This is a genomic window from Streptomyces sp. NPDC050759, from assembly GCF_044456945.1.
Taxonomy (GTDB): Bacteria; Actinomycetota; Actinomycetes; order Streptomycetales; family Streptomycetaceae; genus Streptomyces.
The window spans coordinates 202519-224022 of sequence record NZ_JBITGI010000007.1 but is presented as its reverse complement, the minus strand read 5'-3'; the positions used below and the strand labels follow the sequence as shown (position 1 = coordinate 224022).

Annotated in this window: 15 protein-coding genes; 9 read left to right on the top strand and 6 right to left on the bottom strand. The window is 68.9% G+C overall.

Annotated elements, in window-relative coordinates:
* Window positions 1-3 precede the first annotated feature (3 nt).
* From glpK to ACIBJB_RS22435, 3 genes are all read right to left on the bottom strand, one after another.
* Entirely contained in the window at window positions 4-1542 is a 1539-nt protein-coding gene (glpK, locus tag ACIBJB_RS22445; protein WP_398932859.1) for a glycerol kinase GlpK, read from the bottom strand.
* A gap of 48 nt (window positions 1543-1590) precedes the next feature.
* Complete coding sequence (locus tag ACIBJB_RS22440; RefSeq protein ID WP_398932858.1) at window positions 1591-2391, bottom strand: MIP/aquaporin family protein; 801 nt, start codon at window positions 2389-2391, stop codon at window positions 1591-1593.
* Between the two features lie 321 nt (window positions 2392-2712).
* Window positions 2713-3486, bottom strand: a complete 774-nt coding sequence (locus ACIBJB_RS22435) for an IclR family transcriptional regulator (RefSeq protein WP_398932857.1) — start codon at window positions 3484-3486, stop codon at window positions 2713-2715.
* A 284-nt stretch (window positions 3487-3770) separates the two neighbouring features.
* Between ACIBJB_RS22435 and metH the strand changes: the two genes are divergently transcribed.
* The 4 genes from metH (at window position 3771) to ACIBJB_RS22415 (ending at window position 11811) form a co-directional block, all read left to right on the top strand.
* On the top strand, window positions 3771-7292 hold the full coding sequence (gene metH / locus ACIBJB_RS22430; RefSeq protein ID WP_398932856.1) for a methionine synthase: 3522 nt from the start codon (window positions 3771-3773) through the stop codon (window positions 7290-7292).
* Window positions 7293-7410: 118 nt separating this feature from the next.
* A complete protein-coding gene (locus ACIBJB_RS22425) occupies window positions 7411-8109 on the top strand; it encodes an HAD family hydrolase (protein ID WP_398932855.1) in 699 nt (232 codons plus the stop codon).
* A 434-nt stretch (window positions 8110-8543) separates the two neighbouring features.
* Window positions 8544-10148: an ABC transporter substrate-binding protein gene (locus ACIBJB_RS22420; RefSeq protein ID WP_398932854.1), complete on the top strand. Its 1605-nt coding sequence runs from the start codon at window positions 8544-8546 to the stop codon at window positions 10146-10148.
* An 82-nt stretch (window positions 10149-10230) separates the two neighbouring features.
* Window positions 10231-11811 (top strand): ABC transporter substrate-binding protein, encoded by a 1581-nt coding sequence (locus ACIBJB_RS22415; protein ID WP_398932853.1) that lies wholly within the window; start codon window positions 10231-10233, stop codon window positions 11809-11811.
* Window positions 11812-11888: 77 nt separating this feature from the next.
* Here the strand turns inward: ACIBJB_RS22415 and ACIBJB_RS22410 are convergent, their stop codons facing one another.
* Entirely contained in the window at window positions 11889-12560 is a 672-nt protein-coding gene (locus ACIBJB_RS22410) for a response regulator transcription factor (RefSeq protein WP_020141342.1), read from the bottom strand.
* 14 nt (window positions 12561-12574) lie between these two features.
* Window positions 12575-13546 carry a RecB family exonuclease gene (locus tag ACIBJB_RS22405; protein ID WP_398932852.1) on the bottom strand — a complete coding sequence of 324 codons (972 nt, stop codon included), beginning with the start codon at window positions 13544-13546 and terminating at the stop codon, window positions 12575-12577.
* A 173-nt stretch (window positions 13547-13719) separates the two neighbouring features.
* Here ACIBJB_RS22405 and ACIBJB_RS22400 point away from each other — a divergent pair, with 173 nt between their 5' ends.
* The 3 genes from ACIBJB_RS22400 (at window position 13720) to ACIBJB_RS22390 (ending at window position 17301) form a co-directional block, all read left to right on the top strand.
* Complete coding sequence (locus ACIBJB_RS22400) at window positions 13720-15564, top strand: site-2 protease family protein (protein WP_398932851.1); 1845 nt, start codon at window positions 13720-13722, stop codon at window positions 15562-15564.
* A 38-nt stretch (window positions 15565-15602) separates the two neighbouring features.
* Window positions 15603-16505 carry a tRNA (adenine-N1)-methyltransferase gene (locus ACIBJB_RS22395; RefSeq protein ID WP_057614329.1) on the top strand — a complete coding sequence of 301 codons (903 nt, stop codon included), beginning with the start codon at window positions 15603-15605 and terminating at the stop codon, window positions 16503-16505.
* Between the two features lie 217 nt (window positions 16506-16722).
* Window positions 16723-17301 carry a hypothetical protein gene (locus tag ACIBJB_RS22390; protein ID WP_398932850.1) on the top strand — a complete coding sequence of 193 codons (579 nt, stop codon included), beginning with the start codon at window positions 16723-16725 and terminating at the stop codon, window positions 17299-17301.
* A 57-nt stretch (window positions 17302-17358) separates the two neighbouring features.
* Here ACIBJB_RS22390 and ACIBJB_RS22385 read toward each other — a convergent pair whose 3' ends face one another.
* Entirely contained in the window at window positions 17359-17664 is a 306-nt protein-coding gene (locus ACIBJB_RS22385; RefSeq protein ID WP_398932849.1) for a ferredoxin, read from the bottom strand.
* 244 nt (window positions 17665-17908) lie between these two features.
* On the opposite strand from ACIBJB_RS22385, the gene arc reads away from it, so the two are divergent.
* A complete protein-coding gene (gene arc, locus ACIBJB_RS22380) occupies window positions 17909-19675 on the top strand; it encodes a proteasome ATPase (protein ID WP_398932848.1) in 1767 nt (588 codons plus the stop codon).
* A 245-nt stretch (window positions 19676-19920) separates the two neighbouring features.
* Window positions 19921-21432, top strand: coding sequence for a depupylase/deamidase Dop (gene dop, locus ACIBJB_RS22375; RefSeq protein ID WP_398932847.1), 1512 nt, complete (start codon window positions 19921-19923; stop codon window positions 21430-21432).
* Window positions 21433-21504 lie beyond the last annotated feature (72 nt).

Genomic DNA, 21504 nt, shown 5'->3' with positions numbered 1-21504 from the left:
CTCTCAGCTCTCGTCCTCGAGCCAGCCCATGGTCCGCTCGACGGCCTTGAGCCAGCTCTTGTACTCACGGTCGCGCTTCTCCGCGGCCATGTTGGGGGTCCACTCGGCGGCCCGGCGCCAGTTGGCGCGCAGGTCGTCGGTGCTGGTCCAGAAGCCGACGGCGAGACCGGCGGCGTAGGCGGCACCGAGGCAGGTGGTCTCGGCGACCATCGGGCGCACCACGGGGGCGTCCAGGAAGTCCGAGAGCGTCTGCATCAGCAGGTTGTTGGAGGTCATGCCGCCGTCGACCTTGAGGGCCGCGAGCTCGACGCCGGAGTCCTTGGTCATGGCGTCGCTGATCTCACGGGTCTGCCAGGCGGTGGCCTCCAGGACGGCGCGGGCGATGTGCGCCTTGGTGACGTACCGGGTGAGGCCGGCGATCACACCGCGGGCGTCCGGACGCCAGTAGGGGGCGAAGAGCCCGGAGAACGCCGGCACGAAGTACGCGCCGCCGTTGTCCTCGACCGAGAGCGCGAGCGTCTCGATCTCGGCGGCGGTGGAGATCAGGCCCATCTGGTCGCGCATCCACTGCACCAGCGAACCGGTGACGGCGATCGAGCCCTCCAGGGCGTAGACCGGTGCCTGGTCGCCGATGCGGTAGCCGACCGTCGTCAGCAGTCCCGAGTACGAGTTGATGATCTTGTCGCCGGTGTTCATCAGCATGAACGTGCCGGTGCCGTACGTCGACTTGGCCTCGCCCTCGGCGAAACAGGTCTGGCCGAACAGGGCCGCCTGCTGGTCACCGAGCGCCGAGGCGACCGGAATGCCGCCGAGCAGGTCGCCCAGCTTGCCGCCGGTGACCTCGCCGTAGACCTCGGCGGAGGAGCGGATCTCGGGAAGCATCGACAGCGGAACGCCGATGGACTCGGCGATCTTCGCGTCCCACTCCAGAGTGTGGAGGTTCATCAGCATGGTGCGGGAGGCGTTGGTGACGTCGGTGACGTGGTGACCGCCGTTCACACCGCCCGTCAGGTTCCAGATGACCCAGCTGTCCATGGTGCCGAAGAGGATGTCGCCGCGCTCGGCGCGCTCGCGCAGCCCCTCGACGTTGTCGAGCAGCCAGCGGGCCTTGGGGCCGGCGAAGTACGAGGCGAGGGGAAGACCGGTCTCGCGGCGGAAGCGGTCCTGGCCGACGTTGCGGCCGAGCTCGCGGCACAGGGCGTCGGTGCGGGTGTCCTGCCAGACGATGGCGTTGTGGACGGGCTCACCGGTGTTCTTGTCCCAGAGGAGAGTGGTCTCGCGCTGGTTGGTGATGCCGATGGCCTTGATGTCGTCGCGGGTGATGCCGGCCTTCTGGATGGCTCCGGCGACGACTTCCTCGACGTTGGTCCAGATCTCGGTGGCGTTGTGCTCGACCCAGCCCGGCTTCGGGAAGATCTGCTCGTGCTCCTTCTGGTCGACGGAGACGATACGGCCGTCCCGGTCGAAGACGATGCAGCGGCTGGAGGTGGTGCCCTGGTCGATGGCGGCGATGAACGGGCCGGCGGTGTGGGCGTCGGTCACTGTGTGCTCCTGGGGTTCCGTGAGTTGAGGTGAGGTTCTACCGGTGCTTTAAGCAAAAGCGACGTTGTAGATGCCTGCGGCGATCGCACCGCCGATCAGCGGACCCACGATCGGAACCCAGGCGTAGCTCCAGTCGGAGCCGCCCTTGTTGGGCAGGGGCAGGAGGGCGTGCACGATACGCGGACCGAGGTCACGGGCCGGGTTGATCGCGTAGCCGGTCGGCCCGCCGAGGGACAGACCGATGGAGACGACGACGAGCGCGGTGATCAGGGCGCCCAGGGTGCCCAGGCCCTTGCCGTCGCCGTTGAGACCCTGCGTGAGGACGGCGAGCACCAGCACGATCGTGCCGATGACCTCGGTGGCGACGTTCTGCCAGGCGATCCGGATCTCGGGGCCGGTGGAGAAGATGCCCAGCACCGGGCCGGCGCCCTTCTCCTGCGCCTCGACGGCCTTGGCGGTCGTGGCCTGCGCGCCCGGAGCGCCCACGATCTCCTTGTCGGTCAGGTGCGCGTGGAACTGGCCGTAGTAGGCGATCCACACCAGCGCCGCACCGATCATGGCGCCGAGCAGCTGCCCGCCCCAGTAGATCGGGACGTCACTCCAGGAGATGCCGTCCTTCTTGAGCGCGAGCGCCAGCGTCACGGCCGGGTTGAGGTGGGCGCCGGAGAGCGGCGCCGAGGTGTAGACGGCCGTCAGCACGGCGAAACCCCACCCGAAGGCGATGGCGAGCCAGCCGGCGTTGCGTGCCTTGGAGGCCTTCAGCGTCACGGCGGCGCACACGCCGCCACCGAGCAGGATGAGTATGGCGGTACCGATGGTCTCGCCGATGAAGATGTCGGAGCTGGACACCCGCGACTCCTTTGTCCTTCGTCCAGGGGACCGAACCCCGGGTCCCTCCGGAGGTTCGAGCTGCCCTCGGGGATGAGAGCGATGCCGGCCCTTGGCGTTGTCACACTCTAGCGCGTATTGCCGGTAGGTGTTCGACAATGCCGACCGATGGACGGGAGTCTTGCTCCGGGGTTACACGCACGTCAAGAGTTCTGTTGTCGAAAACACGATCGTTATTGACTGCTGTGAGTCAACGATCTTGTTTTGCCGATTTGTGCGGTTACGTCAAGGAACGGCCAAAGGCCGGCACGTCACCCGACGTACCGGCCCTGTCCTCGGTCGTCAGAACCGCCCGGCGCCCAGATCCCGCGAGACCGCGCGGGCGCAGTCCCGCACGGCCGCGATCAGCTCCGGGCGCAGCGCGCCCTCCTCGTCGGGCCGGCACAGCCGCTCCACGGCGCCCGTGATGCCGACCGCGCCGACGGGCATGCGCCGCCGGTCGTGGATGGGCGCGGCGATGGACGCGACACCCTCCCAGGTCTCCTCCACGTCCGCCGCGTACCCACGCGCGCGCGTGACGTCGAGGATCTGCTCGAACTCCGCCAGGTCGCACACGGTCCGCTCGGTGAACGCCTTGCGGTCGCTCTCCAGCGCCTCGCTGTGCGCGACCGGGTCGAACGCCGAGAGCACCTTGCCCAGCGCCGTGCAGTGCAGGGGCTGCATGGCCCCGATCTCCAGCACCTGCCGGCTGTCGTCGGGCCGGAAGACGTGGTGCACGATCAGCACGCCGTGCTGGTGCAGCACGCCCAGATGGACGCTCTCGCCGCTGGAGCGGGCCAGGTCGTCCGTCCAGACGAGCGCCCGCGCGCGCAGCTCGTGCACGTCCAGATAGGTGGTGCCCAGGCGTAGCAGCTCGGCGCCCAGCTGGTACCGCCCGGAGGCATCGTCCTGCTCCACGAACCCCTCCTGCTGGAGGGTGCGCAGGATGCCGTGCGCGGTGCCCTTGGCGAGGCCCAGGGACGAGGCGATGTCCGACAGGCCGAGTCTCCGCTCGCCGCCCGCGAGGAGCCGCAGCATCGCGGCCGCCCGTTCGAGCGACTGGATGTTCCGTGCCATCGCCGTCCTGCCTCCGTCCGCTTCGACACCCGAGTGTTACGGCGCCGCTGCCGCTGTTCGGCAATGTCGAACACTACCGGTCCATGCCGACCTCCCGCTAATGGTCGGTCGGCAACTGTTGCGTCACTGGTATCCCGTTGGTGATCTGCCCGCCAACCTCGTCCGTCCCGTGGACGTGCCGAACATCCCGGCGGGGACCCGGCTACCCTGGCGTGGTGCGCCCGGCGTGGGACGTCTCGCGGGCGCCTGAAGCCGACAGCCGTCGCAACTGAGGGAGCCCTTTCATGGCCTCGTCGCCACTGACCCCTTCCGCCGACAGCCGGACCCGTGTGTCCGCGCTCCGTGAGGCACTCGCCACCAGGGTGGTGGTGGCCGACGGAGCGATGGGCACCATGCTGCAGGCCCAGGACCCCACCCTTGAGGACTTCGAGAACCTCGAGGGCTGCAACGAGATCCTCAACGTGACCCGCCCCGACATCGTCCGCTCCGTCCACGACGCGTACTTCGCGGTGGGCGTCGACTGCGTCGAGACCAACACCTTCGGGGCCAACCACACGGCCGCGTCGGAGTACGACATCGCCGACCGCGTGCACGAACTGTCCGAGGCCGGTGCCCGGATCGCCCGCGAGGCGGCCGACGAGTACGCCGCCCGCGACGGCCGCCCGCGCTGGGTCCTGGGTTCCGTCGGCCCCGGCACCAAGCTGCCCACCCTCGGCCACATCGACTACGCCACGATCCGCGACGGCTACCAGGCCAACGTCGAGGGACTGCTCGCCGGCGGCGCCGACGCACTGATCGTCGAGACCACCCAGGACCTGCTCCAGACGAAGGCCTCCGTACTGGGCGCCCGTCGCGCGCTGGAGGCCACCGGCGCCGATGTGCCGCTTGTGGTCTCCATGGCGTTCGAGACCACCGGCACCATGCTGCTCGGCTCCGAGATCGGCGCCGCACTGACCGCGCTGGAGCCGCTCGGCATCGACATGATCGGCCTGAACTGCTCGACCGGCCCGGCCGAGATGAGCGAACACCTGCGGTACCTCGCCCGGCACTCCCGCATCCCGCTGCTGTGCATGCCGAACGCGGGCCTGCCGATCCTCACCAAGGACGGCGCGCACTTCCCGCTCGATCCCGAAGGCCTGGCCGACGCCCAGGAGAGCTTCGTCCGCGACTACGGCCTCTCCCTGATCGGCGGCTGCTGCGGCACCACCCCCGAGCACCTGCGCCAGGTCGTCGAACGCGTCCGCGACCTCACGCCCGCCGAGCGCACCCCGCAGCCCGAGCCCGGCGCCGCCTCCCTCTACCAGACGGTCCCGTTCCGCCAGGACACCTCCTACCTGGCCATCGGCGAGCGCACCAACGCCAACGGCTCCAAGAAGTTCCGCGAGGCCATGCTGGAGGCCCGCTGGGACGACTGTGTGGAGATGGCCCGCGAGCAGATCCGCGAGGGCGCCCACATGCTCGACCTCTGCGTGGACTACGTCGGCCGCGACGGTGTGGCGGACATGAAGGAGCTCGCCGGCCGTTTCGCCACCGCCTCCACCCTGCCGATCGTCCTGGACTCCACCGAGGTCCCCGTCATCCGCGCCGGTCTCGAGAAGCTCGGTGGCCGCGCGGTCATCAACTCCGTCAACTACGAGGACGGCGACGGCCCCGAGTCCCGGTTCGCGAAGGTCACCAAGCTCGCCCAGGAGCACGGCGCCGCGCTGATCGCGCTGACCATCGACGAGGAGGGCCAGGCCCGCACCCCCGAGCACAAGGTCGCCATCGCCGAACGGCTCATCGCCGACCTGACCGGCAACTGGGGCATCCACGAGTCGGACATCCTCATCGACACCCTGACCTTCACCATCTGTACCGGTCAGGAGGAGTCCCGCAAGGACGGCCTCGCCACGATCGAGGCGATCCGCGAACTCAAGCGCCGCCACCCGGACGTCCAGACCACGCTGGGTCTGTCCAACATCTCCTTCGGCCTCAACCCGGCCGCCCGCGTCCTGCTCAACTCGGTCTTCCTCGACGAGTGCGTCAAGGCGGGCCTGGACTCGGCGATCGTCCACGCGTCGAAGATCCTGCCCATCGCCCGCTTCAGCGAGGAAGAGGTCCAGACGGCCCTCGACCTCATCTACGACCGTCGCGCCGAGGGCTACGACCCCCTCCAGAAGCTGATGGCCCTGTTCGAGGGCGCCACCACCAAGTCCCTGAAGGCGGGCCGCGCCGAGGAACTGGCCGCCCTGCCCCTGGACGAGCGCCTCAAGCGCCGCATCATCGACGGCGAGAAGAACGGCCTGGAGGCCGACCTCGACGAGGCCCTCCAGTCCCGCCCCGCCCTCGACATCGTCAACGACACCCTCCTGGACGGCATGAAGGTCGTCGGCGAGCTCTTCGGCTCCGGCCAGATGCAGCTGCCGTTCGTCCTCCAGTCCGCCGAGGTGATGAAGACCGCGGTGGCCTACCTGGAACCGCACATGGAGAAGGTCGAGGGCGACGAGGCCGGCAAGGGCACCATCGTGCTCGCCACCGTCCGCGGCGACGTCCACGACATCGGCAAGAACCTCGTCGACATCATCCTGTCCAACAACGGCTACAACGTGGTCAACCTCGGCATCAAGCAGCCCGTCTCCGCGATCCTCGAGGCCGCCGCCGAGCACCGCGCCGACGTCATCGGCATGTCAGGGCTGCTGGTCAAGTCCACGGTGATCATGAAGGAGAACCTGGAGGAGCTCAACCAGCGCGGCATGGCCGCCGACTTCCCGGTCATCCTGGGCGGAGCCGCGCTGACCCGGGCGTACGTCGAACAGGACCTGCACGAGATCTACCAGGGCGAGGTCCGCTACGCCCGCGACGCGTTCGAGGGCCTGCGCCTCATGGACGCCCTGATCGGCGTCAAGCGGGGCGTGCCCGGCGCCAAGCTGCCCGAGCTCAAGCAGCGCCGGGTGCGCGCCAGTGCCGTACAGGTGGAGGAGGAGCGGCCCGAAGAGGGGCATGTCCGCTCCGACGTGGCCACCGACAACCCGGTGCCCACCCCGCCGTTCTGGGACACCCGGGTCATCAAGGGCATCCAGCTCAAGGAGTACGCCTCCTGGCTCGACGAGGGCGCCCTGTTCAAGGGCCAGTGGGGGCTCAAGCAGGCCCGCACCGGTGAGGGACCGACGTACGAGGAGCTCGTCGAGACCGACGGGCGGCCCCGGCTGCGCGGCCTGCTGGACCGGCTGCAGACCGAGAACCTCCTCGAAGCCGCCGTCGTCTACGGCTACTTCCCGTGCGTGTCCAAGGACGACGACCTGATCATCCTGGACCAGGAGGGCAACGAGCGCACCCGCTTCACCTTCCCGCGCCAGCGCCGCGGCCGCCGGCTCTGCCTCGCCGACTTCTTCCGCCCCGAGGAGTCGGGGGAGACCGACGTCGTCGGCCTCCAGGTCGTCACCGTCGGCTCCCGGATCGGCGAGCAGACCGCCAAGCTCTTCGAGGCCAACGCCTACCGCGACTACCTCGAACTGCACGGCCTGTCCGTCCAGTTGGCCGAGGCGCTCGCCGAGTACTGGCACGCGCGCGTGCGTTCCGAACTCGGCTTCGCGGGCGAGGACCCCAGTGACGTCGAGGACATGTTCGCCCTCAAGTACCGAGGCGCCCGCTTCTCCCTCGGCTACGGCGCCTGCCCCAACCTGGAGGACCGCGCCAAGATCGCCGACCTGCTCCAGCCGGAGCGCATCGGCGTCCAGCTGAGCGAGGAGTTCCAGCTCCACCCCGAGCAGTCCACCGACGCGATCGTCATCCACCACCCGGAGGCGAAGTACTTCAACGCCCGCTGAGCCGCCGCATCCCGGCTCGCCGAGCACACTGATCGGATAAGTCGTACACTGGTCGGTCCACCGCAGGCCGGTTCCCTTCGTGGGAACCGGCCTGCTCGTCCCTCAAGGAGGTACGTGGATGACCAGCACGGTCCCCGCGCCATTGACCCGTACGGCAGACGGCTCGGCCCTCCAGGCCGTACTCCTCGACATGGACGGCACCCTGGTGGACACCGAGGGCTTCTGGTGGGACGTCGAAGTCGAGATCTTCGCGCGCCTCGGCCACACCCTCGACGACTCCTGGCGCCATGTCGTGGTCGGCGGCCCCATGACCCGCAGCGCGGGCTTCCTGATCGAGGCCACCGGCGCCGACATCACCCTTCCCGAGCTCACCGTCCTGCTCAACCAGGGCTTCGAGGACCGTATCGGCCACGCCCTGCCGCTGATGCCCGGGGCCACCCGGCTGCTGGCCGAGCTGTCCGCGCACCGGATCCCCACCGCCCTGGTCTCCGCCTCGCACCGGCGCATCATCGACCGGGTCCTCACCTCCCTGGGCCCCCAGCACTTCGCCCTCACGGTCGCCGGAGACGAGGTGCCGCGCACCAAGCCGCACCCGGACCCCTACCTGTTCGCCGCCGCCGGTCTCGGCGCCGATCCGGCCAGATGCGCGGTGGTCGAGGACACCGCCACCGGTGTCGCCGCCGCCGAGGCCGCCGGCTGCCAGGTCGTGGTCGTGCCCTCGGTCGCCCCCATTCCGCAGGCCCCCGGACGGACCGTCGTCGGCTCCCTCGAAGAGGTCGACCTGACATTTCTGCGCGGCCTGATCACCCTTCGATGACGGAAATGCCTCGGCTGTTCACCCAGCGTGCAGCGCGGATAACGCGGTAATTCCCCAGGTCCCTGTCGCAGGAATTCGAAGCGCGCCGGATGGCCGAATTCCGGTCCGGCGCCCTCCCGTTACGGGTGTGAGGTTCCCCACTCGGCGGGGCCTCGACAGGTGGCCGAGGCTGTGCCGGACACCCCGCTTCGAAGGGTGCGGACGCGCCCATGTGTCCCGATTGATGAAACCCTGCACCAATCCTTCCCCTGAGGGGTTTTCGGTGCGTCCACACCCGGTTCCGCTGTGTGATGGAGGCCCAACTCCGGTGGCCGCGAACCCTCCTGCAGGTGCGGACTAATCTCCTGGTGAGAACATCGCCCTTACCCCGTGATCCGCCGCACCACCCATGCATGCCGGGTACACGGACTGAACAGCTGTGGAGAAACTCGAGCATGAACCGCAAGACTTTGGTGCTGCCGGCCGTCATCGGTCTGCTCGCGCCGGTGCTCGCCGCCTGCGGCGCCTCCGACAGCGGCAGCGGCGGAGGCGACGCGATCGCTGTGGGCACCACGGACCGGTTCACCGCCACGAAGGACGATCCCGCGCCGCTCGACCCCGCCTTCGCCTACGACGTCGGCACCTGGAACGTCCTGCGCCAGACCGTGCAGACCCTGATGATCCAGCCCAAGGGCGACGGCGACCCCGTGCCCGAGGCGGCCCAGTCCTGCGGCTTCAGCGACAGCGGCAACGAACGCTACGTCTGCACCCTGCGCGACGGCCTGAAGTTCGCGAACGGCGACGCCATCACCGCGGCGGACGTGAAGTACTCCATCGACCGCGCCCGCGCCCTCAAGGCGGACTCCGGCGTCTTCGCCCTGCTGTCCACCGTCGACACCGTGGAGACCAAGGGCGACCGCGAGGTCATCTTCCACCTCAAGACCGCCGACGCCACCTTCCCGTACAAGCTGTCGACCCCGGTCGCCGGCATCGTCAACCCCGACGACTACGCGAAGAACAAGCTCCGCGACGGCTTCGACGTCGACGGCTCCGGCCCCTACACCATGAAGGCCGACGTCAAGAACGACGAGCTCGTCGACGCCGTGTTCACCAAGAACCCCCACTACAAGGGGTCGTTGACGGTGAACAACGACAAGGTCGAACTGCGCTCCTACTCGGACGCCGCCGACATGGGCACCGCCCTCGAAAAGGGCGACATCGACCTCATCACCCGCACCATGTCGCCGCAGCAGATCAAGAAGCTCTCCAACGAGTCCGGCGGCGACGTCGACCTCGTCGAAATGGCCGGCCTGGAGATCCGCTACCTCGCCTTCAACACCAACGCCCCGACCGTGAAGTCCCGTGCCGTGCGCCAGGCGATGGCTCAGCTCATCAACCGCAGCGAACTCGTCTCCAAGGTCTACGGCACCCAGGCCCAGCCGCTCTTCTCGCTGGTCCCGGCCACCATCACCGGGCACACCAACGCGTTCTTCAACAAGTACGGCGACCCGAGCGTCACCAAGGCCAAGTCCCTGCTGACCCAGGCCGACATCACCACACCGGTGAAGCTGACCCTCCATTACACGACCGACCACTACGGCTCGGGCACCAAGGAGGAGTTCGAGGACCTGCAGAAGCAGCTCAACGACAGCGGGCTCTTCGACGTCAGCATCCAGGGCGCGCCCTGGACGACCTTCCGCCCGGCCGAGCAGAAGGGCAAGTACGACGTCTACGGCATGGGCTGGTTCCCGGACTTCCCCGACGCCGACAACTACCTCGCCCCGTTCCTGGACAAGGACAACTTCCTCGGATCGCCGTACGACAACGGCCAGATCCGCAACACCCTGATCCCGGACTCCCGCCGCGAGGCCGACCGCATCGCCGCGGCCGGAAGCCTGACCGAGATCCAGGACATCGTCGCCAACGACGTCCCCGTGCTGCCGCTGTGGCAGGGCAACCAGTACGTCGCCGCACGCGACGACGTCACGGGCACCGCCTACGCGCTCAACTCCTCGTCGACGCTGCAGCTGTGGGAACTCGGCCGAGGCGTGAGCGGCTGACCGTCCGCGACGCCTCCATCCCCCCGGGCCTCGGCGGACGGGCCCGGGGACTCCACAAGAATCGACGACAAGGCACTCGCACGTGAACAAGCGCATCCAGTGGGGGGTCCTGCCCATCGTGGCGGGCCTGGGCGCCGGTCTGCTGACCGGCTGCGGCACGGGGTCGGGGGACTCCGGTTCCGGCGGCTCCTCCGTGGTCATGGGGATGTCCGACGACGTCCTCGCCACCGACCCGGCCTCCGGCTACGACCCCGGCTCCTGGCTGTTGTTCAACAATGTCTTCCAGTCGCTGCTCAGCTTCCCCAAGGGCGGCACGGAACCGGAGCCGGACGCCGCCCGGAGCTGCCAGTTCACCGACACCAAGACCCAGGTGTACGAGTGCACGCTCAAGGACGGCCTCAAGTTCAGCAACGGCGACTCGCTGACCTCCGAGGACGTCAAGTTCTCCTTCGACCGCACGTTGAAGATCAACGACGACGCCGGTCCCGCGATCATGTTCCCGATGCTGGACAAGGTCGAGACACCGGACGAGAAGACGGTCGTCTTCAAGCTCAACACCCCGGACGCCACCTTCCCGAGCAAGATCGCCTCCGGCGCCGGCTCGATCGTCGACCACACGCAGTACGACGCCGACGGCCTCCGCAAGGACGGCAAAGCGGTCGGCTCCGGCCCCTACCAGCTCGACTCGTTCGACGACGACCAGGCCGTGTTCTCCGTCAACGAGAACTACCAGGGCACCGCCGACCCGCAGAACTCCGGCGTCACGCTGAAGTTCTTCCACGGCGACCAGAGCGCCCTGAAGACCGCCCTGACCGACAAGAAGGTCGACATCGCCTACCGCGGCCTGACCGCAGGAGACATCACCGACATCGAGAACGCCTCGCCCGACTCCGGTGTCGAGGTCGTCGAGGGCACCAGCGCCGAGGTCCAGCACCTCGTCTTCAACATGGACGACCCGGTCGCGGGCCGGCTCGGCGTCCGCAAGGCGATCGCCTACGTGATCGACCGCGAAGCCCTCATCCACGACGTCTACCAGGGCACCGCGACCCCGCTCTACTCGATCATCCCGGCCGGTGTCGCGGGCCACAACACGGCCTTCTTCGACACCTACGGCGCCCAGCCCTCCAAGTCCAAGGCAGCCGCCGCCCTCGCCGCCGACAACATCACCGGCAAGGTGAAGCTGACCCTGTGGTCGACACCGTCCCGCTACGGCCCGGCCACCGGCCAGGAACTCAAGACGATCGCCCAGCAGCTCAACGCCAGCGGCCTGTTCGACGCCGACGTGAAGTCCGTGGCCTTCGACCAGTACGAGAAGGACATCGCCGCCGGAAAGTACGGCGTCTACGTCAAGGGCTGGGTGCCCGACTACCCGGACGCCGACAACTTCACGGCCCCCTTCTTCGGCAAGGGCAACGTGCTGGACAACAACTACAGCAACAACGAGATCACCGGCTCGCTCATCCCGCAGACCGCCGCCCAGCCGGACCGCTCCGCGACGGACGACCCCTTCGGCACGCTCCAGGACATCGTCGCCGAGGACGTCCCCGTCCTGCCGGTCTGGCAGGCCAAGCAGTACGCCGTCGTCCGTGACGACGTCTACGGCCTGGAGTACTGCCTCGACGCCTCCACGGTGTTCCGCTTCTGGGAGCTCAGCAAGGGCTGATCCGGCGACGGCCGCAGACACGAAGAGGGCGCCCCCAGTCAGGCGGGGGACGCCCTCTTCGCTCCGTACCGCTCCCGCTACTGCGCGCCGGGACGCACCAGCCCGCTCTCGTACGCGTACACCGCGGCCTGCACCCGGTCCCTGAGCCCCAGTTTGGTCAGGACGTGACCGACATGCGTCTTCACGGTGGTCTCACTGACGAACAGATCCGCGGCGATCTCCGCGTTGGACAGCCCGCGCGCCACCAGCTTCAGCACCTCGACCTCGCGGTCGGTGAGCGTGTGCAGCGTGTCCGGCACCGGCTCGTCGCCGGACGGCAGATGCGTGGCGTACTTGTCGAGCAGCCGACGCGTGATGCTCGGCGCGAGCATCGCCTCACCCGCGGCCACCACCCGGATCGCCTGCACGAGCTCGTTGGCCGGGGCGTCCTTGAGCAGGAAGCCGCTGGCCCCCGCCCGCAGCGCCTCCACCACGTACTCATCGAGGTCGAACGTCGTCAGCACCAGCACCTTGGCCGGGCCGTCCCGCCCGGGCCCGGTGATCTGCCGCGTCGCCTCGACACCGTCCATCCGAGGCATACGGATGTCCATGAGGACCACGTCGGGCTGCAGTGCCCGCACCTGGTCGAGAGCCTGAAGGCCGTCTCCGGCCTCGCCCACGACCGCGATGTCCTGCTCGGCCTCCAGGATCATCCGGAAGCCGGTACGCAGCAGCGGCTGGTCGTCGACCAGTAGGACGCGGATGGCCACGTAAGTCTCCTTCGCTAGTCCGGCCCCATTCTGCCCTGCTCACCGATCGCGGACGTCACCGGCAGTGGGTAGGGCGGGGGAGTGCCGCCGAACTCCGGGCAGTGCTCCTGGTGATCGCACCAGCCGCACAGCTTGGTCGGGCGCGGCCGCCAGTCGCCCGACTCCGTGGCCTGCCGGATCGCCTCCCACAGCGCCAGCAGCTTGCGCTCCACGCGCTCCAGATCGGCCAGGACGGGGTCGTACGTCAGGACGTCACCGCTGCCGAGATAGACGAGCTGGAGCCGGCGCGGGATCACGTTCTTCAGCCGCCACACCACCAGGGCGTAGAACTTCATCTGGAACAACGCGCCCTCGGCGTACTCGGGACGGGGCGCCTTGCCGGTCTTGTAGTCGACGATCCGCACCTCGCCGGTCGGCGCCACGTCGACCCGGTCGATGATCCCGCGCAGCCTCAGCCCCGAGTCCAGCTCCGCCTCGACGAACAGCTCCCGCTCCGCGGGCTCCAGACGCGTCGGATCCTCCAGCGTGAACCACCGCTCGACCAGCCGCTCCGCCTCACCGAGCCACACCGCCAGCCGCTCGCCGTCCGGATCGTCGGCGAACAGCTCCACCACCTCGGGCCGGCTCTCCCTGAGCCGGTCCCACTGGCCGGGCACGAGCGACTTGGCCCGGGGCGCGGTCCGCTCCGTGGCCGGGGCGTCGAAGAGCCGCTCAAGCACCGAGTGCACCAGGGTCCCCCGGGTGGCCGCCTCGCTCGGCTTCTCCGGAAGCCGGTCGATCACCCGGAACCGGTACAGCAGCGGACACTGCATGAAGTCATTGGCACGAGAAGGGGAGAGGGAAGCCGGCGCTATGGCGGTCGGCCGCGCTACCTCCACAGCCCCCTTTGCCCTACCCTCTGCCGTCGGCTCGCCCGTGGCCGGCTCCACCGCCGCCCCCGGGTCGCCGCTCGCGGCTTCCGCCGTGTCCTCGGTGCTCGTCTCCATGACCACAGACCATACGGCCCGCCACTGACAGTGACCCACACGCGGCCGTGACCGCCGTGACCCCTGAGGAAACACAGGGGGTGCCGGGGCGGAACACGTCGCGACCGCCGCATACCATCAACCCGAGACCCTTCCGCACGGCAGGCGGAAGACGCTTCGAACGAGGGGACATCGTGGACGAGAGCGGCGGCGGGAGCGGGCAGCCGCGGTCCGGCAAGGACCGGCCGGCCAAGCCCCACGCAGGGCCCACGGCCCAGACCACCGACCCCACGACCCCCGACCCGCACGAGAACGGAACCCGGGCGTCCGCCACGAACCCCACCAGCACTTCCGCACAGGGCACCGACACACCCCGACCCGACGGCGGCCTCGAGGCCACCCCGGCCGACCAACCCACCCCGGAGCCCGCACCGGAGCCCTCGGCGGACGCCGACCCCGCCCAGGAACCGCCCACGGCCGACGGCCCCGTTGAGGCCGACGCAGCCCCCATGGCGGGTGGTCTCCCGGAGGCGGGCGTTGGGGCCGAGGGGAGTCGGCGCGCGTCGGAGCCGTCGATGGCCGACGAGGGCGCCCCTTCGCCGCGAGCGGCTGACGGCACCCCCGAAACCGGCGCCGGGCCCGAGGGGAGCCGGCGCCCGTCCGGCGCCCCCGCTCCCGCGCCGGAGGCCAACGGGCCGGCAGGCGAGGGCGCGAGCACGGACCGTGAGTCCGGCCGCCCCCACGGCGGTCACCGACAGACCTCACCCCCCGCCGACCCGCACAAACCCGAAGAGCCCGACGCCCACCACACCCCTCCCGCCTTCCACGACGACCACCGCACCCTCGCCCACTCCGGCGCCCCCAAAAGCCCCCCGCCCCAGTCCCCCCAGCCCCGCGGCGGCCTGCTGATGGGCCGCCCCTTCGGTGTGCCCGTCTACGTCGCCCCCAGCTGGTTCCTCGTCGCCGCGCTCATCACCTGGGTGTTCGGCGGACAGCTGGACCGCGTACTTCCGGAACTCGGCGCCGCCCGCTACCTCGTCTCCCTCTTCTTCGCGGTCGCCTTCTACGCCTCCGTCCTCGTCCACGAACTGGCCCACACCGTCGCGGCACTGCGCTTCAAACTCCCCGTCCGCCGCATCCAGCTCCAGTTCTTCGGCGGCGTCTCCGAGATCGAGAAAGAGGCCGAGACCCCCGGCCGGGAGTTCGTGCTGGCCTTCGTCGGCCCCCTGCTCTCCCTGATCCTCGCCGGCCTCTTCTACCTCGCCATGCAGCCCGTCGAACCCGGCACCGTCCCCGGCGTCCTGCTCGCCGGCCTGATGGTCTCCAACCTCATCGTGGCCGCCTTCAACCTCCTGCCCGGCCTCCCCCTCGACGGCGGCCGCATGCTCCGCGCCGTCGTCTGGAAGATCACCGGCAAGCCCATGACCGGCACCATCGCCGCCGCCTGGGTCGGCCGCGCCCTCGCCGTCTGCGTCCTCATCGGCCTCCCGCTGCTCACCCAGTCCGGCGCCCTCGGCTCCTCCGCCGAGGACAACGTCGGCATGGACACCGTCATGGACGCCCTGCTCGCCGCGATCCTCGCCGCGATCATCTGGACCGGAGCCGGCAACAGCCTGCGCATGGCCCGCCTGCGCGAACACCTCCCCGACCTGCGCGCCCGCACCCTCACCCGCCGCGCCGTCCCCGTCGAGACCGACACCCCCCTCTCCGAGGCTCTGCGCCGTGCCAACGCCGCCGGCGCCCGCGCCCTGGTCGTCGTCGACGCCGAAGGCACCCCCCTCTCCCTCGTCCGCGAGGCCGCCATCGTCGGCGTACCCGAACACCGCCGCCCCTGGGTCGCCGTCAGCGGCCTCGCCCAGGACCTCACCGACGGCATGCGCGTCTCCGCCGAGCTCGCGGGCGAGGACCTGCTGGACGCCCTGCGCGCGACCCCCGCCACCGAGTACCTCGTGGTCGAGCAGACCGGCGAGATCTACGGCGTCCTGTCCGCCGCCGACGTGGAACGCGCCTTCGTGAAGGCCATGGCCAGACCGTCCTAGTGGTCGGCGGCCCCTCCCCGGACCGGTAGGCTGTTCACATGTCCGAACCGACCGGTGCCGCCCGCAGGCGCGGGCCCTTCAAGGTCGGGGACCAGGTTCAGCTGACCGACCCCAAGGGCCGCCACTACACGTTCACGCTCGAAGAGGGAAAGAACTTCCACACCCACAAGGGTTCCTTCCCGCACGACGAGCTGATCGGCGCACCCGAGGGCAGCGTTGTCCGCACCACCGGTAACGTCGCCTACCTCGCGCTGCGCCCCCTGCTCCCCGACTACGTCCTGTCCATGCCCCGCGGCGCCGCCGTGGTCTACCCCAAGGACGCGGGGCAGATCCTCGCCTTCGCCGACATCTTCCCCGGCGCCCGCGTCGTGGAAGCCGGCGTCGGCTCCGGCTCGCTCAGCAGCTTCCTGCTGCGCGCCATCGGCGACCAGGGCATGCTGCACAGCTACGAGCGCCGCGAGGACTTCGCCGAGATCGCCCAGCAGAACGTGGAACGCTACTTCGGCGGTCCGCACCCCGCCTGGCAGCTCACCGTAGGCGACCTCCAGGACAACCTGTCCGACACCGACGTCGACCGCGTCATCCTCGACATGCTCGCCCCCTGGGAATGCCTGGAAGCCGTCTCCAAGGCGCTCGTCCCCGGCGGCATCCTGTGCTGCTACGTCGCCACCACCACCCAGCTCGCCCGGACCGTCGAGTCCATCCGCGAGATCGGCTCCTTCAACGAGCCCACCTCCTGGGAGTCGATGATCCGCAACTGGCACGTGGAAGGCCTGGCCGTCCGCCCGGACCACCGCATGATCGGCCACACCGGCTTCCTGCTCACCGCCCGCCGCCTCGCCGACGGCGTCGAGCCCCCCATGCGCCGACGCCGCCCCGCCAAGGGCGCCTACGGCGAGGACTACACCGGCCCCAACGCCGACGGAGGCTCCGGCCGCTAGGGCGGCCCCGTGCCGCAGTCAACGTACAGGCGCCGGGGTGGAGTTCCCGCAGACCAGGGGAACTCCACCCCGGCACCACCGTGTTGAGGGCGCGACGGAAACCGCCGCACGGACAACCAGGACAAGTACCCACCCCGCCGTTCCACCGACCTGTGACGTATGGCACCATGCTGGCCACCCCACCCCCACCGGCACGCCCTCACAGGAGACGCTCCTAGTGCAGCAATCCGCCGTCCCGGAACTGGCACACACGCACACCCGCCCCATCCACTGGGTCGCCACCGCCACCGCCGTGGCGGGCGTCGTGGCCTTCTCCTCGGTCCTGCAGCCCAACCCGGCGACGGCGGCCCAGGCGGCCGGCCCCGAGGCCAGAACCGCCCCCGTGGTCACCACCGCACCCGATCCCGCGGACGTCCACTTCCCGATCGACTGCGGACCCGTCAAGGCGAAGATCCAGAAACAGGTCTCCGGAGACCTCGACGGCGACGGACGGCCGGAAACAGTCGCCGTGGTGCACTGCGACGCCCCCATGGGAACCCCACCCGACGCCGTCTACGTCATCACACGCGCGAAGGGCACCGGTGAACCCCGTGTCGTCGCCACCCTGCTGAGCCCGAAGACCCGCAACACCGTCACCGACTTCACGGTGAGCGACGGCACCGTCCTCGCGACCCTGCTCGGCTACTCCACGTCCGACGTACCCAGTTGCTGCCCGGACGTGAAGGACAAGGCGAAGTGGCAGTGGAAGGACGGCGCGTTCGTCCGCTCGACCCCCGCGGGCACGCACACCGTCTGACCGAAGCGATCACATCTGTGAGAAATCAGACAGTCATTACACGCTGTGGCCTTCCGGTCACTCCGCGTCCGGCCCGTAGATCTCCACCCTGTCCGAAACTCGCCGTACATGGATGCAGTCGCCAGGACACTCCTTCGCGGAGTCGACCACATCGTTGAGAAGCGGCAGCGGTACGGGCGTTGTAGCGCCCCTGTCCTGCAGAAGCTCGTCGCCCGAGCCCTTCACATAGGCCAGACCATCGATGTCCAGCTCGAACACCTCGGGCGCGTACTGGGCACAGATGCCGTCACCGGTACAGAGATCCTGGTCGATCCAGACCTCCAGGGTCTCGCCTTCGGCCCCGACCTCCTGCTGCACTCTCATCTCTCCTGCCGTTTACGCGTCCAGCCGAACGGGAATCCGGCCAGCTCTGACGGGTGTTGAACACTTCGACCCTACCTTCGGCAGCTTTCCAATCTTGTTCGGTGGGTATTCCCCTGGCGTGAGGGAGAGCGCAAGGGTGAAGATCGGACACACCTCGACAGTCTTTGTGATCTAGGGGTTTCAATCGACACCCACCCAGGTAGGGTCTGGAAGCGTCCAGCTCCCCTTGGAGGAGGTGAGGACCGTGGCAGCCCACGACGACGACATGAACCGCGGCATCCGCCCGGGACGAGGGTCCGACGACCCGTCCGGGCAGATTGCCTACCTTGAGCAGGAGATCGCCGTCCTGCGACGCAAGCTCGCCGACTCTCCGCGACACACGAGGATTCTCGAAGAGCGGATCGTCGAGCTGCAGACCAACCTGGCCGGCGTGTCCGCCCAGAACGAGCGACTCGCCAACACGCTCCGTGAGGCCCGCGACCAGATCGTGGCCCTCAAGGAGGAGGTCGACCGGCTCGCACAGCCACCGGCCGGCTTCGGCGTCTTCCTCGAAGCGAACGAGGACGGCACCGCCGACATCTTCACCGGCGGCCGCAAACTGCGGGTGAACGTCAGCCCCAGCGTCGAACTCGAAGAGCTCCGGCGCGGCCAGGAAGTGATGCTCAACGAAGCCCTCAACGTGGTCGAGGCCATGGAGTACGAGAGCGTCGGCGACATCGTCACCCTCAAGGAGATCCTCGAGGACGGCGAGCGCGCCCTCGTGCAAGGGCACACGGACGAGGAGCGCGTGGTACGGCTAGCCGAACCACTGCTCGACGTGGTCATCCGCCCCGGCGACGCACTGCTCCTCGAACCACGCTCCGGCTACGTCTACGAGGTCGTCCCCAAGAGCGAGGTCGAGGAACTCGTCCTCGAAGAAGTCCCCGACATCGGCTACGAACAGATCGGCGGACTCGGAGGCCAGATCGAGGCCATCCGAGACGCCGTCGAGCTCCCGTACCTCTACCCGGACCTGTTCAAGGAGCACGAACTGCGCCCGCCCAAGGGCGTCCTGCTCTACGGGCCCCCCGGATGCGGCAAGACGCTCATCGCCAAGGCCGTCGCCAACTCGCTGGCCAAAAAGGTCGCCGAGGTCACCGGCCAGGCCACCGGCAAGAGCTTCTTCCTCAACATCAAGGGCCCCGAACTCCTCAACAAGTACGTCGGCGAGACCGAGCGGCAGATCCGCCTCGTCTTCCAGCGTGCTCGTGAGAAGGCCAGCGAGGGCACACCCGTCATCGTCTTCTTCGACGAGATGGAATCCCTCTTCCGCACCCGCGGCTCCGGTGTCAGCTCGGACGTGGAGAACACCATCGTCCCCCAGCTGCTCGCCGAGATCGACGGCGTGGAAGGCCTGCAGAACGTGGTCGTGATCGGCGCCTCCAACCGTGAGGACATGATCGACCCCGCCATCCTGCGCCCCGGCCGCCTGGACGTGAAGATCAAGATCGAACGTCCCGACGCCGAGGCCGCCAAGGACATCTTCGCCAAGTACCTCACCGAGCGCCTCCCACTGCACTCCGACGACGTCGGCGAGCACGGCGGCAGCAAGGCCACCACCGTCCAGAGCATGATCCAGACGGCCGTGGAACACATGTACGCCGAATCCGAGGAAAACCGCTTCCTGGAAGTCACCTACGCCAACGGCGACAAGGAAGTCCTCTACTTCAAGGACTTCAACTCCGGCGCCATGATCGAGAACATCGTGGGCCGCGCCAAGAAAATGGCGATCAAGGACTTCCTCGACCACAACGCCAAGGGTCTCCGCGTCTCCCACCTCCTCCAGGCCTGCGTGGACGAGTTCAAGGAGAACGAGGACCTGCCCAACACCACCAACCCCGACGACTGGGCCCGCATCTCCGGCAAGAAGGGCGAGCGGATCGTCTACATCCGCACCCTCATCACCGGAAAGCAGGGCTCCGACACCGGGCGCTCCATCGACACGGTGGCAAACACCGGTCAGTACCTGTAAAGACAGGGCGGCTGCGGGTGCCCTCACCGGGGTACCCGCAGCCGACTGTTTTTCAGGCAACTAACCGGACCAAAGGCGAGCAAGGCAATGACGCAAATGATCTCCCCACCAGCGCAGAGCCGTTCTAGGCTCTTCGGTACCGCCGAGTCGCGCAGTGCGGGGACGGGCACCGCACACGCACCGGAGCGCCAGCGGTACTTGAGCGGCGCCCCCGACCGAGGGCGCCGCCGGGCAAGGAGGGCCGCATGACCGTACGGCGAGTAATGGGCATCGAGACGGAGTACGGGATCTCCGTCCCCGGCCACCCCAACGCCAATGCCATGCTCACCTCATCCCAGATCGTCAACGCCTACGCGGCGGCGATGCACCGGGCCCGCCGGGCCCGCTGGGACTTCGAGGAGGAGAATCCGCTGCGGGACGCACGGGGCTTCGACCTCGCCCGCGAAGCCGCCGACTCCAGCCAGCTCACCGACGAGGACATCGGCCTGGCCAACGTCATCCTCACCAACGGCGCACGGCTCTACGTCGACCACGCACACCCCGAATACAGCAGCCCCGAAGTCACCAACCCACGCGACGCCGTCCTGTGGGACAAAGCCGGCGAACGCATCATGGCCGAGGCCGCCGAACGAGCCGCCCAGCTCCCCGGCGCCCAGCCCATCCACCTCTACAAGAACAACACCGACAACAAGGGCGCCTCCTACGGCACACACGAGAACTACCTGATGAAGCGGGAAACCCCCTTCTCGGACATCGTGCGCCACCTCACGCCCTTCTTCGTCTCCCGCCAGGTCTTCGCAGGCGCCGGCCGCGTCGGCATCGGCCAGGACGGACACGAACACGGCTTCCAGCTCAGCCAGCGCGCCGACTACTTCGAGGTCGAGGTAGGCCTCGAGACGACCTTGAAGCGCCCCATCATCAACACCCGCGACGAGCCCCACGCCGACGCCGAGAAGTACCGCCGCCTCCACGTGATCATCGGCGACGCCAACCTCTCGGAGATCTCGACCTACCTCAAGCTCGGCACCACGGCCCTCGTCCTGTCCATGATCGAGGACGGCTTCATCGCGGTGGACCTGGCCGTGGACCAGCCGGTCCGCACTCTCCACCAGGTCTCCCACGACCCGACGCTCCAGCGCCTGGTCACCCTCCGCAGCGGCCGCACACTCACCGCGGTCCAGCTCCAGATGGAGTACTACGAACTCTCCCGCAAGTACGTCGAAGAACGCTACGGCGCCGACGCGGACGACCAGACCAAGGACATCCTGGCCCGCTGGGAGGACACCCTCAACCGCCTCGAGAACAACCCCATGAGCCTCGCCGGCGAACTCGACTGGGTCGCCAAGCGCGAACTCATGGAGGGCTACCGACGCCGCGACGACCTCGACTGGGACGCCGCGAAACTGCACCTCCTCGACCTCCAGTACGCCGACGTACGCCCCGACAAGGGCCTCTACAACCGCCTCGCGGCCCGCGGCCGCATCAAGCGCCTACTGGACGACAACGAGGTCGAGCGAGCCCGCACCAAGCCCCCTGAGGACACCCGCGCCTACTTCCGCGGCCGCTGCCTGGAGCAGTACGCCGACGACGTCGCCGCGGCCTCCTGGGACTCGGTGATCTTCGACCTCCCGGGCCGGGACTCGCTCCAGCGGGTCCCAACCCTCGAACCGCTTCGCGGAACGCGAAATCACGTCAAGGAGCTCCTGGACCGCTGTCGCACGGCAGAAGACCTGGTCAGGGTGTTGTCGGGCAACTGAGCGGATCCTTTGGCCGGGCGGTCCGACAGGGTGGAAAGTCCGGCCAGAGGGAATCATCGAGATGGCCCCCGT